Raw genomic sequence first — 15,666 nt, 5'->3', positions numbered from 1 at the left:
CGATGCGCGCCTGGGCCTGGATGCTCGGCGGGATGATCGTCTGGGCGGTGCATTTCTTCGCCGTCTACATCGTCGCCAGCGTGTTCCTGACCACCGACATCGCGCGCATCCTGACGGTGATGATGACGCTGGCGTGCCTCGCGGCGGACGGCTGGCTGATCGCGCGGCTCCGGCAGGCGCGCGCCGGCACGCAGGATTCGTTCAGCGACTGGATGCGCTGGATCGCGCTGGGCGGCGCTGGCCTCTCGCTGGTCGCAGTGCTGTGGCAGGGGCTGCCCGCGCTGCTCGTCTAGCCCGGGTTCGCCCTCCGGGCGTCAGCGCGAACCCCACAGGCCGACCGCCGCCGCAATCGCCCCCGCCGCCGCGACAAAGGCGACAATCATCAGCAGCCCGTCCTTGACCAGCAACGCCATGCCGAACGCCGCGATTGCCGCCATCGGCGCGGTCGTCGCCATCGGCAACAGCTCCAGCGGCGGCACCGACAGCGTCAGCATGATGATCGCCGCCGCCGCCACCCGCACCATCGGCCCCTGGGTCAGCGCGGGCAGCCGCCCGTGAAACCATTTGTCCATCCGCTTGGCCACCGGGCGCAGCTTCTTCACCGCCTTGGCGACCTTTTCGGACTTGAGCGATCGGTTGGCGAGGAATCCCGGCAGCCACATATGCTTGCGCCCGAACAGCAATTGCCCCGCGGTCAGCACGATCACCAGCGCCAGCAGCGTCGGCAGGCCGGGGATCGACCCCACCGGCGATATGTCGATCAGCGGCAGGATGACCAGGAACGGCGCATAGCTGCGATTGCCGAACGCCTCGATCGTCTGCCCCAGCGATACCTCGTCCTTCTCGTTCGCTAGTTCGTCCAGCCGGTCCAGGATATCGCCGACGCTATGGGGTTCATCTGCCATCGCCGGTGAACGGCGCGACGCGGCTCACGGTTCCGCCACCGTAACGGTCCAACATAGGTAAAGAAAAAGGGCCGCGGCACCCGTGGATGCCGCGGCCCCTTGTCGTCGCTCAGCCTGCGATCACTTGTACTTCAGGTCGAAGCGATCGGCCTCCATCACCTTGGTCCACGCCGCGATGAAGTCCTTGACGAACTTCTCCTTGGCGTCGTCGCAGGCATAGACTTCGGCCAGCGCACGCAGCTGCGAATTGGCGCCGAACACCAGGTCCGTCCGCGTCGCCTTCCAGCGCGGCTCGTCGGTCGCGCGATCGGTGCCGATGTAGAGCTCGTCGCCCGTTTCATCGACTTCCTTCCACGCCGTGCCCATGTCGAGCAGGTTGACAAAATAATCGTTCGTCAGCTGCCCCGGCTTTTCGGTCAGCACGCCATGATCGGTATCGCCATGGTTGGCGCCGATCACCCGCATCCCGCCGACCAGCACCGTCATCTCCGGCCCGCTCAGCCCCAGCAGCTGCGCCCGGTCGACCAGCAGCTCCTCGGTCGGCACGTTGAACCGCACCTGCAGGTAATTGCGGAAACCGTCCGCCTTGGGCTCGAGCACGTCGAAGCTCGCCGCATCGGTCTGCTCCTGCGTCGCATCGGTACGCCCTGGGGTGAACGGCACCTCGATGTCATGGCCGGCCGCCTTCGCCGCCTGCTCGACCCCCACGCTGCCGCCCAGCACGATCAGGTCCGCGATCGACACCTTCTTGCCGCCGCTCGCGCTGCCGTCGAAGTCCGCCTTGATGCGCTCATAGACGTCGAGCACGCGGGCCAGCTTCTCCGGCTCGTTGACGTCCCAGTTGCGCTGCGGCTCCAGCCGGATTCGCGCGCCATTGGCGCCGCCGCGATGGTCCGACTGGCGATAGGTCGCGGCCGAGGCCCAGGCCGTCTTCACCAGCTCGCTCGTCGACAGGCCAGCGTCGGCGATCTTCTTCTTCAGCGCCGCGACGTCCGCGGCATCGATCGGGGCGTAATCGGCCTTCGGGATCGGATCCTGCCAGATCAGGTCCTCCGCCGGCACGTCCGATCCCAAATACCGGATCTTCGGCCCCATGTCCCGGTGGCACAGCTTGAACCAGGCGCGGGCAAAGGCGTCGGCGAACAGGTCCGGGTTGTTGCGGAACCGCTCGGAAATCTCGCGATACTTGGGGTCGACCTTCATCGCCATGTCGGCCGTGGTCATCATCGTCGGCACCTTGACGCCCGGCGTATGCGCCTTGGGCGCCAGCGTCTCGGGCGGGTTGCCCACCGGCTGCCACTGCCACGCCCCGGCCGGGCTCTTCACCAGCTCATAATCGTGGTCGAGCAGCATCTCGAAATAGGTCATGTCCCACTGGATCGGCGTCGGCGTCCACGCGCCCTCGATCCCGCTGGTGATCGTGTGATCGCCCATCCCGGTCTCGTGGGTGGAGGCCCAGCCGAGGCCCATCTGCGCAATGTCCGCGCCTTCCGGCTCCGCGCCGACCAGCTTCGCATCACCAGCGCCATGCGCCTTGCCGAAGGTATGGCCACCGGCGGTCAGCGCGACGACTTCCTCGTCGTTCATGCCCATGCGGTGGAACGTCTCGCGGATGTCGCGCGCCGACCCCTTGGGATCAGGCTCGCCGCCCGGCCCTTCGGGATTGACGTAGATGAGGCCCATCTGGATCGCCGCCAGCGGGTTCTCCAGCGCCAGCCCCGACTTCTCGTCGATCCGCGTCTGGCCGAGCCATTCCTCCTCGGTCCCCCAATAGATGCTCTTTTCGGGCTCGAACACGTCCTCGCGCCCGCCGCCAAAGCCGAACACCGGGCCGCCCATCGATTCGATCGCGACATTGCCGGTCAGGATGAACAGGTCCGCCCAGCTCAGCTTGCGACCGTATTTCTGCTTGATCGGCCACAGCAGGCGCCGCGCCTTGTCGAGGTTGCCGTTATCCGGCCAGCTGTTGAGCGGCGCGAAGCGCTGCGCGCCCGAGGACGAACCGCCGCGCCCGTCGCCGGTGCGATACGTGCCGGCCGAGTGCCAGGCCATGCGGATGAAGAACGGGCCATAGTGACCGTAATCTGCCGGCCACCACGGCTGGCTGTCGGTCATCAGCGCGCGAAGATCGGCCTTCACCGCTTCCAGGTCGAGCGTCTTGAACTCGGCGGCGTAATCGAAATCGTCGCCCATCGGATTGCCCGACAGGCCATCCTGCTGGAGGATTTCCAGCGACAGCTGATTCGGCCACCAGTCGCGGTTGGTGCGCCCCAGCAGCTTGCGCAGCGCGGCCGGCTCCTTCGAATGATCGCTCAGCGGGCTTCCGGTAACCGGGCAGCCACTGGTGGGTGCGTCCATGTCGTGTTCCTCTCGTCGCGATTATCAGCGAGGAGACTAGGCCGATCGCGCGGTGATGGAAGCGACATAAATTCGTCAGTACGACAGGCGAAATCGATCAATAAGCGATCCTTGTGCAAAATTGCCGATGATCGATCAGGCCGCGTCCGCCGCGCTGCGCGCCAGCAATGCCTCGATCGTCGGCAGCAGATGCGCCGCCACCGCCGCGATCGCCCGCGCGTTGGGATGGACGCGATCGGGCAGCACCATGTCGGCGCGTCCCATGATCCCGGCGGGAAAGAAGTCGCTCACCGCCGCGCCATGCCGCGCCGCCACTGCGCCATGCACGCCAAGGTAGGGCTCCGCCCGCGCCCGGATCAGCGCCGGGGGATCGATCGTCGTCAGCAGCACCGGAATGCCGCACCGCCCCAGTTCGGTGAGCATCGCGTCGAGGTTCGCGCGCGTCTCGCCCGGCGGCACGCCCCGCAGCACGTCGTTGGCGCCGATCTGGATGATCGCCAGGTCGGGCGGCGCGCGCATCGCGGCCAACACGCGCGGCAATCGGCGCAGCGCGTCGGCGGTCGTGTTGCCCGACACGCCGGCATTCAGCACCCGCGCCCCCGGAAAGCGCCCGGCCAGCCCGCGTTGCAGCTGCGCGGCCAGACCATCATCGGCCGCCAGCTCGTAACCGGCGATCAGGCTGTCACCAAAGGCGAGGAGATACGGTGGTTCGGCTGGCATCGCCGCTTAAGATAGGGGCCGCCCGGCCAATGTCACCGCAGCCCCTGCCGCGCGCCGCCCCCTCGGCATGGCGCGCGGCAGGAACAACGATCAGTTGCTGGTGATCGCCGGCTTGGGCGTGAACGGCTTGATCCCGAACTCGGGGTACACCTCCGCCGGGTAGAAGAAGGTGCCGTCCTTCACCACCATCGCGATCCGCTTGATCGCCTTCAGGTCCTTGGTCGGATCACCCGGCACCAGGAAAAAATCGGCCAGCTTGCCCGGCTCAACCGAACCCAGCGTCGCGTCCTGGCCAAGGTATTTCGCCATGTCCCACGAGGCGCGGGTCAGGATCTGCGCCGGGGTCATGCCAACCTTCTGGTACAATTCCAGCTCGCGGTGAAACGTGAACGAACCGCCCGTGTCGGTCCCCGGCACGATCATCACCCCGCGCTCGTTCAGCATGCGAATCGTCGCGACGATCTTGTCATAGGCGCCGCGATAGGCGGCATCGTCGCCCGGTGCGCTGGCATCAATCCACGCCTGCTTCAGGCTGCGCTGCGCCCCGATCGGCAGGTGATCGACATAATCGGTCGCCCCCGGCGCAATCTGCCCGTCGCGGTTGAGCAGCAGGTTCTCGTGGATGCCCAGCGTCACGTCGATCGGCAGCTTGCGGTCGACCATCATGCCGATCGTCTTCTGCACCTTGGGGCTGTTGAGATCGAGCGCGGGCAGCCGCTTCAGCGCGGTCAGGCGGAACAGCGTGCGCGTATCCTCCTCCGGCTTGATCACCCAGCCCAGCATGAACTGGTTGATATGCGTCAGCTCATCGAACCCGGCCTCGATCATCTGGTCCGCGGTGGCGAAGGCGGGGACGTGCCCGGCGACCTTCAGCCCGCGCGCATGTGCCTCCTTCACCAGCGCCGGAATCCACGCCGGGTTCATGCTGTTGTACGATTTGACGCCCCAGAACTTGCCGTGATCGGCGTACCAGCGGACCGCTGCGACCGCCTCCGCCTCGCTGTTGACCAGGATGCCGTTGTTGGCGCTGAACGGGCTCTTCCCCTCGATGAAGCCGGCGCGCACGATCCGCGGCCCCGCGATCACGCCCTTGTCGATCCGCTCCACCAGCGTGTCGAGCACGGCATTGTCATTGCCCATGTCGCGCATCGTGGTGACGCCCGCGGCCAGGTTCAGCAGCGCGCCTTCCTGCCCGGTGTGCGCGTGCATTTCGTAGAGGCCGGGGACGATCGTGCCGCCAGCGCCATCAATCACCGTCTCGCCCGCCGCGCCGGTCTTGGCCACCGGCTCGACAGCGGTGATCTTGTTGCCCGACACCAGCACCGACACCGGATTGCCCAGCGTCCCCGCCTTGGGATCGAACACGCGCACGTTGCGGATTCGCACCGGCCCGGCATAGCGATGCGCGACCTTCTTGTTGATCGCCACGAACCGGTCGGTCGACCATTGCGCCGCCAGCGTCTTCAGCCGCTCGGCCTCGCCCTCGTAACCCGCACGCACGATCACCTGGCGCGGCGAAATCGCGGCGAACATGTCGCCCTTGTCGTCGAGCAGGATGGTGTCCGGCGTGGTCTCGATCCCGCCGACGTCATAGGCGGTCACCTTCAGCGGGCCGTTCGCGCCGGTCATGTTCAGCGTCTGGCCCTTGGTCAGCGTCAGCGTGCCGCCCGGCAGCGCGGCCAGCGTGGTGCCGCCGGTCTTCAGGATCGCGCGCGCATAGAGGCCCGTCGACCAGGGGCTGCCGCTCTGCGCGACATAGACCGCCCCCGCCGGCGCAGTGGCGACCGATCCCTTCCCCGTCGCATCGGTCCAGGTCGCACCCTTGCCGCTGCGCGCGAAATGCTCCTCGACCTTCGATCCGAAAGTCGTCGTCCCGGCAATGTCCCAGGCCACCGGCAGGCCGTTCGCATCGAGCCGCAGCGTCTCCTTCATCGTCGGGCCGCGACCGTTGTTCTTGTAGTCGAAATCGATCGCGGTGCGGTCACCCTCGACGTCGGCGTTGAGGTGCCCGACGGTCTTGCCGCCGAAGATCACGCTGTAACGCTGCATTTCCGCGGCGGCATTGGTGGCAAGACACAGGGCGAGCGCAGCAAAGGCCGCAGAGGACAGGAGCTTCATACCCGACCGTTACGGTCGCGGCGCTTCACGCGCAACAATATGTCGTTGCGTCACATATGGGATTTGCGCATCCCGCCAGGCGGTTTTACGCCGCGTCCGGCAACGGCTCGCTCCCCGCCGACCGCGCGACATGCAGCGTCTCGACGCAGTGATCGTCGGCCCAGGCCAGCCCGGCGGCCTCCGCATCGTCATAGCTGGCATAGGTGTCGCCACCCACCAGCGAGACGGATTCGGCCGAATCCACGTCGCCGCAGCGGAACAGCACCGATCCTTCCAGCAGGAAACGACCATCGTCGCGCTGCTGGATGCGGATGCAATCGGTGTCGGGCGGGGGTGCCTCGCCGGCCGGCAGCTTCACGATCTGCATAACACCTCCCGTTGCTAACGGGGGTCAACGCACCGCGCGGACGGACGGTCCGAATCGTTCATCGGAACATCTGGCCGCAAGGACCGCGGGCGCGGCCAATGTGCGCCGATTCAGCGCCGCAGGCAGGCCGAAGCTCCGGTGATCGAGGCCGTTTTGCGCCGGCCTAATCGTCGATCATCGCGCGGAGTGCCGGGCTCAGCCATTCCACCACCCGCCCCTCACGCCGCGTCAGCGCCCGTACCGCCAGCCCCCGCTGCGTCGCCATCGCCATCATCTCCGCCGGCGCCAAGACGCTCAGCGCCGTCGCCCACGCATCCGCCGCCATCGCCGTGTCATGGATCACGCTCACCGCCAGCGCATGCGCCACCGGATAGCCCGTCCGCGGGTCGATCGTATGCCGCCCCCGGACATAATCACCCGACGTCGCCACTGCGCATTGATGAAGCGCCACCCGGATCGGCGCCGCGCAGCCGCCCGGCGTCTCCAGTTCCACCCACCAGGGATCACCGTCAGGCCGCAACCCGCGCCCGACAAACTCGCCGCCGATCTCGACCAGTTGGTGGGAAATACCGTGTTCTGTCAATATCTTGGAAAGACGGTCAACGGCATGCCCCTTGGCAATGCCGGACAGGTCCAGCCGCGCCTCGCCGTGCCGCCTGACCCGGCACCCGGCCCGGTCAAGCTCGAGCTGGCGCCACCCCCCGCCGGCACGCGCTGCGGCAATTTCGTCGACGGTGGGCAGACGATCCACCGCCACCGGCCCATGTCCCCAACGCTCGACTAGCTTACCGATCGCCGGATCGAACGCACCGCCCGACGCCGCCGCCACCTCCAATGATGTGGCAAGCACCTCTACAAATTCGTCCGAAATCGAATGCCACTCACCCGGCGCCGACCGATTGATCGCGCTGAGCCGCGAATCCGCGGCCCAATGGCTCATGTCGCTGATAACGCCGGCGAAAACCCGTTCTATCGCCTCGTACAGCCGCTCGGCCACGACGTCATCTGGCGCGGCATAGCGGATATGCCAGCGGGTCCCCATGGTAGCGCCGCCATGATCCACGACGCGTGCCGATCGATCCCAGCGGCTCAGCGCCGCGGGGTCGATCGGCGGTACGACGTAGCGGATCGGATCCGCACGCGCGTCAGCTACCATGCCGGCGATGCCGCGCTCAGGGCGCGGGCACCTCCAGCGTCGTGGTGAAGGTCATGCGCCGCTCGGTCGCGCGCGGGACGGTCGTGTTGGCGTCGGTCAGCGTCGCGCTCAGCCAGTACATGCCCGGCACCGGCCAGCTGACCCGCAGCACGCCGTCCGCACCCGTGACCAGCTCCTGCGCGCCTTCCGCCTCGCGGAACTTCTTCGATCCCGGCACCACCGTCACCTTCACCCCGGCCGCCGGCTTGCCATCGACGAGGAAGCGGAACTGCCCCTCCTCGTCCGCGACGAGCGCGCCGGGATGGGAGATCGGCTGGAACTCCAGCCCCTTACCCGTCGGCTTGAACACCGTCTCGCTCGGCGGCCCGGCGGTGACGAAAGTGGCGTTCTGGCTCGACACCTCGGTCAGCTTGACGTCGGTCGCACCGGCCGGGATTTCTGCCGGCGTTGCCACGCTTTGCACCCGCGGACGAGCTTGCGCACCAGCACCCGCAGCCGGCGGCGGACCGCGTCGGCCGCCGACGCGCCATTCCTCGTCATTCAGCTTGAAGCTGCCCATGACCGACGACATTTCGGTGCCGATCTTCCACGTGCCCGGCTTGTCGACCTTCACGTCGAACGTGGTGCGGTGACGGCCAGTGGCGGCATTCTCGATCGTGCCGGTGGTGCCGTCCGGCGCCCAGACCTTTATCTGGTCCGGGCGCATCGCGACGTGATCCGGGTAGAACAGGTCGTTCGATACCGCCGCGTCGACCGTCACATATTGGTTGGTGTCCGACAACGTAGTGGTCGACGGCAGCAACCACTGGCGGTGCGCCATCGCCGGGGCGGCCAGGCTAGCGGCGCCGACGGCGGCGAGCAGGAGGGTCTTCAGACGCATGGCGATCTTCCTCAACGAACGGTGATGGTGCCGAGCTCGGCGCTGCCCTTGGCAGTGCCGCCCTTGCCCGGGATGGTGATGGGCACGCGGACCAGCTCACGACCGCCCGTCTCGCGTGCAGCCTCGACGTTCAGCACATATTGCCCTGCGGCCAGCCCCTTGGGCAGCGGGATCTGATAGGTGCCCGGGGCCCGCGTCGCGCCGCTTACGCCGTCGGCCGGCAGCTTCATCGTGCGACCACCCTTGCGCCACCAGCTGCGTAGGTCCGCCAGCCATTTGGTGCCAGGTTCCGCGCCGCCCTTCTTGACGTCGTACCACACGAACACCGTGCGCGCCGGGCCGCCGGCGGCCGGTTCAAGCCATCCCGCCACATAGGGCCGGTGATATTCGGCCACTTTCAGCTGCGGAATGGCCACGCTGACGGTCTGCGCGGTCGCAGGTGCGCTGATCGCGCCGGCGACGAGGAGATAGACAGGACGCATGAGGTTAGCGGCTTCCTCTCAGTGGATCAGGAACACGGCCAGCAGCAGCGGGACGATCACACTCGTCGCCACCAGCGGCCAGGTGGAGGGTCGATGACGGGCGTGAAGCTGGAGCAGCAGCAGCCCGGTCAGGGTGAAGACGATGCACACCACGGCGAAGGCGTCGATGAACCAGAACCAGGCATCGCCGGTGTTGCGGCCCTTGTGTAGATCGTTGAGGTAGGAGGTCCAGCCGCGCCAGGTGGTTTCCGCGGTGATCGCCCCGCTCGTCCGGTCGATGCTGACCCAGGCGTCGCGGCCTGGCCCCGGCATGGCGACATAGACTTCGTCATCGGACCATTCGGCGGCACGACCGGCAGGATCGAGCGCCACGGCTGACGCCACGGCCTCTGCCACGGCGCGCGGCAGCGGCGCGGCTGCGGCATGGTCGCCGCGCAGTTCGGCGAGGCGCTGCGGTGGCAGTGTTGCCTCCACCTGCGTCACCTGCGGTTCTGCGCCGATCGAGGCGGCATGGTTGAGCGTGATCCCGGTGATCGCGAACAGGAACATGCCGGCCAGCGACACCGCTGCGCTCACCCAGTGCCAGGTATGCAGCTGCTTCAGCCAGAATGCGCGGACCTTCTTGCGCGGGCGAGGGGGTCGGGTACGGCCGGCTGTACCGCGCGGCGCGGGCGTGACGCCGCCACATGCCGGCGCCGGTTGCCGCTCCCTCACCCTGTCCGTCTCGCTTGCCTGCATTCCACCGCTCGGGAGGCACCATTGCCTGATGAGCCGTCGCTAAGACAGTCGCGAATAATTCGCAACAGCAAATCGGTCAGCCGGAGTTCCGCAATGCCGTTGCGATGGCGTTGATCGACAGCAGGATGCCCTCCGCGATGCGCGGATCGTCCTCGCCGGCACGGTGCCGCCGCATCAGTTCGATCTGCAGCAGGTTGAGCGGTTCGATATAGGGCAGTCGCAGGCGAATCGATGCGTCGAGCGCCGGGTGCTTTTCCAGCAGGCGGGACTGGCCGGTCACCTCCAGCAAGCCATCACAGGTTTGCTGCCAGTCGTCACGAATCCGGCCGAAAATCCGCGCACCGAGCTTCTCGTCCTCGACCAGCCCGGCGTAGCGCTCGGCAATGCCCATGTCGGACTTGGCGAGGACCATTTCCATGTTGGCGAGCATCGCGCCAAACAGCGGCCAGCCCTCTGCCATGTCGGCCAGCAGCGCCTTGTCCTGAAACGCCGCAAGCGCATGGCCGACACCGTACCAGCCCGGCAGCATGACCCGCGCCTGTGCCCAGCTGAACACCCAGGGAATGGCGCGCAGATCCTCGATCCGGGACGATTTCTTGCGGCTGGCCGGACGGCTGCCGATCTTGAGGCCGGAGATCTCCGCGATCGGCGTCATCTGCCGGAAGAAGGCGTTGAAGCCCTCAGTGCCGTAAACAAGGTCGCGATACGCATGGAACGCGGTGTCGGAAAGCGTGTCCATTGCCGCCGCGAACGTCTCATTCTCGGTGTTCGACAGCGGCGCGGGCGAGAGGCTGGCGAGCAGTGTCGCCGAGGTCATCGCCTCCAGATTGGTGATCGCGCTTTCCCGCGTGCCGTATTTGCCGGCGATCACCTCGCCCTGTTCGGTGATGCGGATGCGGCCCTGCACCGTGCCGGGCGGCTGCGCGCGAATCGCTGCAAAGGCCGAGCCGCCGCCGCGTCCCACCGCACCGCCGCGCCCGTGGAACAATTGCATGCCCACGCCAGCTGCCTCGAACACCGGCTTCAGCGCGGTCGAAGCCTTGGACAATTGCCAACCAGAGGTGAGATAGCCGCCATCCTTGTTCGAATCGGAATAGCCGATCATCACTTCCTGATGCCCGCGCCCCCGGGCGATCGCCGCCACCTCCGGCAGGGCGAACCAGGCACGCATGATCGTGGGCGCGGCTTCCAGATCGCCGATCGTCTCGAACAGCGGGACCGCCATCACCGCCGCGCGGGGTGGATCGCCGGGCACGTACAGCCCGGCTTCCTTCAAGAGCAGATGCACCTCGAGCAGGTCACTGACCGATTGGCACATCGACACGATATACTGGCGAATGCTCGCTGGCCCGTAGGTCGCATGCGCCTCGGCGACCGCGGCAACGATCTCCAGTTCCTTGGTAGTTTCCTCGGAATAGGTGATGAAGCGGCTGGTGAGCCCCCTTGCGCTGGCGAGTTCGCGATTGAGCATCGCAACGCGCTCTGCCTCGTCTAGGGCGAGATAGTCGTCGCACACACCGGCGTTCTTGAGCAGCTCGGCGACGACCCGCTCGTGCACTGCGCTGTTCTGCCGCAGGTCGAGCGTCGCGAGGTGGAAGCCGAACACCTCGACCGCGCGGATCAGCCGCCCGATCGCGCCGCTGCTGGAGAGCAGGCCGCCAGCGCCTTCAGACAAGGGGCGCGCGAGCGTGACGAGATCGGCGCGCAAGGCAGCCGGGTCGGGATAAGGCTCGGCAACACGCGCAGCCGGGCGCGGCGGCGGCGTTCCGACCAGCTTCTGATAGGTGGCAGCCAGCCGCGCGTAGATTCCGGACAGGGCGCGCCGATACGGTTCGTCGCTGCGGCTGGCGCCGGTATCGCCGCTTGCCTCCGCCAGCGCGATCACCGCCTCATCAATCGTCGCGTGGTCCGACGAGATCGACAGTTCGGTGCCCAGCGCGTGCAGTTCATCGAGATAATAGCCGAGCGCGGCGGCAGATGCCTTTGACAGCGCCGTGCGCAACGAATCGGCGGTCACATAAGGATTGCCGTCGCGATCGCCGCCGATCCAGCTTCCCGGTTTGAGGAATGCCGGCAGGCGGCGTCCCATCGCCCGGTCCCAACGCTGATACAGCGCCGGGATGACCGGCAGGAACACGTCGCGCAAATAACTGAGCGCGGTTTCCACCTCGTCCGTGACGTACAGGCGTTCGCGCCGCAGCACGCGCGTCTGCCACAGCAAGGCGACCTGTCGCATGATCGCTTCGTCGATCCGGTCGCCGGCGGAGGTTTCCTCCGCCCCGGCATCGCGCAGCGCCATCAGCGCGGCGATGCGGTTGCGATGGTCGATCATGCTCTTGCGCCGCACCTCGGTCGGGTGCGCCGTCAGGACCGGGGCGATCAGCGCATGATCGAGCAGGGCGCAGACCTGATCGTGATCCACGCCCTCCCCGGCGAGCTTCTGCAGCGCGGACGCGACGTCGGCGCCCTCCTCCGCGGCGACGCCCTGACGGTCCTCGGCGAGGTTCGCCAGCATGGAAAACAGCATGAAGCCGCGGACGAAATCGAGCGTCTCATCGAGCGACAACGCGTCGAGATGGTGATCCACGGGCGGGCCACCGCCGCGATGCCGGTCGACCGACGCGGATCGAATTACCTCGGTCGCCTCGAACAGCCGCTCGCCGCCCATTTCGCGAATGACGTCGCCGAGAACGCGACCGAGATAGCGGATATCGTCAGTGTTCGTGACCGGGGGTAATGCGTTCATCTCGCCTTGCTGCGCCTCACCGGTTTCCATCGTCAACGCGCAGATCCGTCAGGTGCCGCAGCGGCACGGCGCGCCCGCTGCTGCGCACGATAGGTTTCACGCTCCTCGCTGGTCAGGGTGCGGTCCTTGTTCAGATCGTTGCGATCGAACCAGTCGAGCAGCAAATTGCCCCATTCCTCTGCACTAAGCGCGCCGTCGCCGTTCTTGTCGCCGCGCGCGATCATCGGCCGCAACCGTTCCGGCAGTTCGTCAGGCGTGATCTTGTCATCGCGATTGACGTCATTGTCATGGAAGCGCCGTTCGATCTCGCTGCCGAAATCGAGCCGCGAGGTGACCGTGGGAGGGCTGTAATTCGCAGCCGCTGGCGTTTCCTCATCCTCGTCACGCGCGCCGCACGCAGCCAGAAAAAGCGGCACAATCGCCGCGGCGACGATCCATGATCGCATTGCCGTATCAACCTCCCTCAAGATCAGGCTTCGAGCTCAACGTCCCAATAGAGCCAATCGTGCCATGTCTCATGGAGATAGTTGGGAGGGAAGCTTCGCCCATGTTCCTGCAGGTGCCAGCTGGTCGGGCGGATCGGTTCGATATGGAGCGGCATGCCGGCCTGTTTGGGGGTCCGCCCGCCCTTGCGCAGATTGCACGGCGCGCAGGCGGTGACGACGTTCTCCCAGGTCGTGCGGCCGCCCTGCGCACGCGGCACGACATGGTCGAAGGTCAGGTCGCGCAGGTGCCCGCCGCAATATTGGCAGGCGAAGCGATCGCGCAGGAACAGGTTGAAGCGGGTGAAGGCGGGGAATTGTGACGGCCTCACATATTGCTTCAGCGCGATCACCGACGGCAGGCGCATCGTCTGGTTGGGGCTGCGCACCTCGCGCTCATAATGGGCGACGATATCGACGCGGTCGAGAAACACGGCCTTGACCGCAGTCTGCCACGGCCAGATGCTGAGCGGATAATAAGACAACGGCGTGTAATCGGCGTTCAGCACGAGCGCCGGGCAGGCGTCCGGATGCCGGATCAGATCGGGATGGAACAAGCGCGCTCCCCTTCGATACCGTGTCGCCGGACCGTGTCGCGTCCCGCGATGACGCCATGATGACAGCCGGAGAAAAGCCGGGTCAAGGGGAGAGGACGAATGAACGACCAGACGAGCGAGAGCGTCACCTATGACGTGGCCGACCATATCGCCACGATCACGCTCAACCGACCGGCGCGGCGCAACGCGCTGAACTGGGACGCTTACGCCAAGCTCGAAGCGGCCTTCCGCCGCGCCGTCAGCGACGAGGACGCGCGCTGCGTGATCGTCACGGGGGCGGACCCGGCCTTCTGCTCCGGCGATGACGTGGGCGAGATCATGGCCGGGCCGGACGCGTTTGCGAAGCGCAAGGCGCCGCCAATCGTGCGGTACCAGCCCACCCCCGCGGCTATCGCCGCGCTCGAATGCGACAAGCCGGTGATCGCCGCGGTGAACGGCGCCGCGGTTGGTTGGGGCATGGAATTGGCGCTCTACGCCGACATTCGCATAGCGTCGGAAAAGGCGAAGTTCGCCGAATTGTTCATCAAGCGCGGCCTGGTATGCGACGTGGGCGGATTTTACCGCCTTCCCTCAATCGTCGGCCCGGCCAAGGCCGCAGAGCTGCTGTTCACGGGCGACGTGATCGACGCGGCCGAGGCCTATCGCATTGGCTTGGTGCGCGAAGTGGTGCCGCATGAGGAACTGCTGACCGCGGCGCGCGCGCTGGCAGGCCGGATTGCCGCCAATCCGCCGCTTGCCCTGCGCTACATGAAGGAAGGGCTGCGCCGTGCCGCTTATGGCGATCCGCGTGACCTGGATGGCTGGGCGATCGAGACGATCCGGCGGCTGATGGCGACCGAGGATCACAAGGAAGGGGTCGCCGCCTTCATGGAGAAGCGCGAGCCGGTGTTCAGCGGACGCTGAGACCCGAACCGCGAGAGGGACACGGCGGGGTTGCCGAGCGGGGCGAAGCGACGCACATCGCGCGGCGTGATCGTCAGCCGTTTCGCCCCCTCCCCCACCGGTCGCCTGCATCTTGGCCATGCATGGTCGGCGATCCTGGCGCATGATCTTGCCCGCGACGCCGGCGGCCGGTTCCTGCTGCGAATCGAGGATATCGACGGGACGCGCAGCCGGCCCGAGCATGTGCAGACGATCATGGACGATCTGACCTGGCTGGGCCTGAGTTGGGACGGACCGGTCGTGCACCAGTCCGATCGCCTGCCCGCTTATGCCGCGGCGCTCGATCGCCTGCGGGAGATGGGGCTGCTCTACCGTTGCTATTGCACGCGCGCCGAGATCGCCGCCGCCAGCCTTTCCGCGCCGCATGGTACCGAGCCGGTCTATCCCGGCACCTGCCGCGGGCGGGAGGAGGCGAGCGACCGACCGTTCTGCTGGCGCATCGACATGGCGCGCGCGGTCGCGCAGGCCGGGGCGCTGGAGTGGCGCGACGGGGAACGGACGATCCCCGCTGATCCTCTATCGGCCGGCGATGTTGTCCTAGCGCGGAAGGATGCGCCGGCGAGCTATCATCTGGCGGTCACCGTCGACGATGCGTGGCAGGGGGTGACCGACGTGGTGCGCGGGCGCGACCTGTTCGCGGCCACCCATGTCCATCGGCTATTGCAGGCGTTGCTCGACCTGCCGACGCCGCATTACCATCACCACGGCCTGCTCGCTGGCGAGGACGGGCAGCGGCTTGCCAAGCGGCACGGTGCCCCGACGCTGGCCGCGATGCGCGAGAGCGGCGTGGATGGACGTGCCATTGCTGCCGGTCTGCGCGCGGGGCGGGTTCCCAACGGCCTCCACACCACCTAGATTGGGTGGCATGCAGACGTTTCTGGTCATCCTCCTGGTCGCGGCGCTCATCGCGACGCTCGTCGCACTGATCCGCGGCATTGTCGCGTTTCTGCAGAACGCCAGCGCGGAGGCGCGGGGGACCGGGCAGACGGGGCCGACCGCCAGCCAGCTGAAGTCCAACCGCATGATGCAACAGCGCATCCTGTTCCAGGCGCTCGCGATCCTGATCGTCGTGGTCATGTTGTTCGCCGCTGGGCGCAACTGACGCGAGCCTTCAACGCTGCGCGTTGAACAAAAAAGCCGGTTGCTCGTTCCTTCTCCTGATCCAGATTAGCGGCAGGGATAACCATTCCTGTCGCCTCTGATCCATGCGCTGAT

At 67.0% G+C, this 15,666-nt stretch carries 16 protein-coding genes; 4 read left to right on the top strand and 12 right to left on the bottom strand.

Going from position 1 to position 15,666, the window contains the following annotated elements; all coding sequences use genetic code 11:
• Positions 1–2 precede the first annotated feature (2 nt).
• Positions 3–293, top strand: coding sequence for a hypothetical protein (locus CA236_RS09240; RefSeq protein ID WP_125945377.1), 291 nt, complete (start codon positions 3–5; stop codon positions 291–293).
• A 21-nt stretch (positions 294–314) separates the two neighbouring features.
• On the opposite strand, the gene CA236_RS09235 is transcribed toward CA236_RS09240, so the two are convergent.
• From CA236_RS09235 to CA236_RS09180, 12 genes are all read right to left on the bottom strand, one after another.
• The gene (locus tag CA236_RS09235; protein ID WP_125945376.1) at positions 315–905 is read right to left on the bottom strand and encodes an exopolysaccharide biosynthesis protein; all 591 of its coding nucleotides are present in this window, start codon (positions 903–905) and stop codon (positions 315–317) included.
• A gap of 120 nt (positions 906–1,025) precedes the next feature.
• On the bottom strand, positions 1,026–3,263 hold the full coding sequence (gene katG, locus CA236_RS09230) for a catalase/peroxidase HPI (RefSeq protein WP_125945375.1): 2,238 nt from the start codon (positions 3,261–3,263) through the stop codon (positions 1,026–1,028).
• Between the two features lie 135 nt (positions 3,264–3,398).
• The gene (locus CA236_RS09225) at positions 3,399–3,983 is read right to left on the bottom strand and encodes a GDSL-type esterase/lipase family protein (protein ID WP_125945374.1); all 585 of its coding nucleotides are present in this window, start codon (positions 3,981–3,983) and stop codon (positions 3,399–3,401) included.
• A 90-nt stretch (positions 3,984–4,073) separates the two neighbouring features.
• A complete protein-coding gene (locus CA236_RS09220; RefSeq protein WP_125945373.1) occupies positions 4,074–6,101 on the bottom strand; it encodes an amidohydrolase family protein in 2,028 nt (675 codons plus the stop codon).
• A gap of 85 nt (positions 6,102–6,186) precedes the next feature.
• Positions 6,187–6,468, bottom strand: coding sequence for a hypothetical protein (locus tag CA236_RS09215; protein WP_046409360.1), 282 nt, complete (start codon positions 6,466–6,468; stop codon positions 6,187–6,189).
• Positions 6,469–6,631: 163 nt separating this feature from the next.
• The gene (locus CA236_RS09210) at positions 6,632–7,624 is read right to left on the bottom strand and encodes an FAD:protein FMN transferase (protein WP_241212589.1); all 993 of its coding nucleotides are present in this window, start codon (positions 7,622–7,624) and stop codon (positions 6,632–6,634) included.
• 16 nt (positions 7,625–7,640) lie between these two features.
• Entirely contained in the window at positions 7,641–8,504 is an 864-nt protein-coding gene (locus CA236_RS09205; RefSeq protein WP_125945372.1) for a DUF4198 domain-containing protein, read from the bottom strand.
• Between the two features lie 11 nt (positions 8,505–8,515).
• Positions 8,516–8,986, bottom strand: coding sequence for a DUF2271 domain-containing protein (locus CA236_RS09200; RefSeq protein ID WP_125945371.1), 471 nt, complete (start codon positions 8,984–8,986; stop codon positions 8,516–8,518).
• A gap of 18 nt (positions 8,987–9,004) precedes the next feature.
• On the bottom strand, positions 9,005–9,700 hold the full coding sequence (locus CA236_RS09195; RefSeq protein WP_241212588.1) for a PepSY-associated TM helix domain-containing protein: 696 nt from the start codon (positions 9,698–9,700) through the stop codon (positions 9,005–9,007).
• Positions 9,701–9,800: 100 nt separating this feature from the next.
• Positions 9,801–12,470 (bottom strand): phosphoenolpyruvate carboxylase, encoded by a 2,670-nt coding sequence (gene ppc / locus CA236_RS09190; RefSeq protein ID WP_125945369.1) that lies wholly within the window; start codon positions 12,468–12,470, stop codon positions 9,801–9,803.
• Positions 12,471–12,502: 32 nt separating this feature from the next.
• Positions 12,503–12,916 (bottom strand): hypothetical protein, encoded by a 414-nt coding sequence (locus CA236_RS09185; RefSeq protein ID WP_125945368.1) that lies wholly within the window; start codon positions 12,914–12,916, stop codon positions 12,503–12,505.
• A gap of 23 nt (positions 12,917–12,939) precedes the next feature.
• Positions 12,940–13,509 carry an HNH endonuclease gene (locus tag CA236_RS09180; RefSeq protein ID WP_125945367.1) on the bottom strand — a complete coding sequence of 190 codons (570 nt, stop codon included), beginning with the start codon at positions 13,507–13,509 and terminating at the stop codon, positions 12,940–12,942.
• Between the two features lie 99 nt (positions 13,510–13,608).
• Here CA236_RS09180 and CA236_RS09175 point away from each other — a divergent pair, with 99 nt between their 5' ends.
• From CA236_RS09175 to CA236_RS09165, 3 genes are all read left to right on the top strand, one after another.
• Positions 13,609–14,412: an enoyl-CoA hydratase-related protein gene (locus CA236_RS09175; protein ID WP_125945366.1), complete on the top strand. Its 804-nt coding sequence runs from the start codon at positions 13,609–13,611 to the stop codon at positions 14,410–14,412.
• Positions 14,413–14,478: 66 nt separating this feature from the next.
• Entirely contained in the window at positions 14,479–15,306 is an 828-nt protein-coding gene (gene gluQRS, locus CA236_RS09170; protein WP_125945365.1) for a tRNA glutamyl-Q(34) synthetase GluQRS, read from the top strand.
• 10 nt (positions 15,307–15,316) lie between these two features.
• Positions 15,317–15,553, top strand: coding sequence for a twin transmembrane helix small protein (locus CA236_RS09165; RefSeq protein ID WP_046409368.1), 237 nt, complete (start codon positions 15,317–15,319; stop codon positions 15,551–15,553).
• The last annotated feature ends 113 nt before the right edge of the window (positions 15,554–15,666 follow it).

Source organism: Sphingomonas sp. ABOLG, from assembly GCF_003950435.1.
In the GTDB taxonomy this organism is placed as follows: domain Bacteria; phylum Pseudomonadota; class Alphaproteobacteria; order Sphingomonadales; family Sphingomonadaceae; genus Sphingomonas; species Sphingomonas panaciterrae.
Note: the sequence above shows the minus strand (reverse complement) of the source record. Positions and strands in the feature narration are given on the sequence as shown.

Excerpts from the sequence above, each read along its gene's own strand:
- CA236_RS09240 (WP_125945377.1), top strand. The coding sequence starts at position 3 with ATGCGCGCCTGGGCCTGGATGCTCGGCGGGATGATCGTCTGGGCGGTG.
- CA236_RS09235 (WP_125945376.1), bottom strand. The coding sequence starts at position 905 with ATGGCAGATGAACCCCATAGCGTCGGCGATATCCTGGACCGGCTGGAC.
- katG (WP_125945375.1), bottom strand. The coding sequence starts at position 3,263 with ATGGACGCACCCACCAGTGGCTGCCCGGTTACCGGAAGCCCGCTGAGC.
- CA236_RS09225 (WP_125945374.1), bottom strand. The coding sequence starts at position 3,983 with ATGCCAGCCGAACCACCGTATCTCCTCGCCTTTGGTGACAGCCTGATC.
- CA236_RS09220 (WP_125945373.1), bottom strand. The coding sequence starts at position 6,101 with ATGAAGCTCCTGTCCTCTGCGGCCTTTGCTGCGCTCGCCCTGTGTCTT.
- CA236_RS09215 (WP_046409360.1), bottom strand. The coding sequence starts at position 6,468 with ATGCAGATCGTGAAGCTGCCGGCCGGCGAGGCACCCCCGCCCGACACC.
- CA236_RS09210 (WP_241212589.1), bottom strand. The coding sequence starts at position 7,624 with ATGGTAGCTGACGCGCGTGCGGATCCGATCCGCTACGTCGTACCGCCG.
- CA236_RS09205 (WP_125945372.1), bottom strand. The coding sequence starts at position 8,504 with ATGCGTCTGAAGACCCTCCTGCTCGCCGCCGTCGGCGCCGCTAGCCTG.
- CA236_RS09200 (WP_125945371.1), bottom strand. The coding sequence starts at position 8,986 with ATGCGTCCTGTCTATCTCCTCGTCGCCGGCGCGATCAGCGCACCTGCG.
- ppc (WP_125945369.1), bottom strand. The coding sequence starts at position 12,470 with ATGAACGCATTACCCCCGGTCACGAACACTGACGATATCCGCTATCTC.
- CA236_RS09185 (WP_125945368.1), bottom strand. The coding sequence starts at position 12,916 with ATGCGATCATGGATCGTCGCCGCGGCGATTGTGCCGCTTTTTCTGGCT.
- CA236_RS09175 (WP_125945366.1), top strand. The coding sequence starts at position 13,609 with ATGAACGACCAGACGAGCGAGAGCGTCACCTATGACGTGGCCGACCAT.
- CA236_RS09165 (WP_046409368.1), top strand. The coding sequence starts at position 15,317 with ATGCAGACGTTTCTGGTCATCCTCCTGGTCGCGGCGCTCATCGCGACG.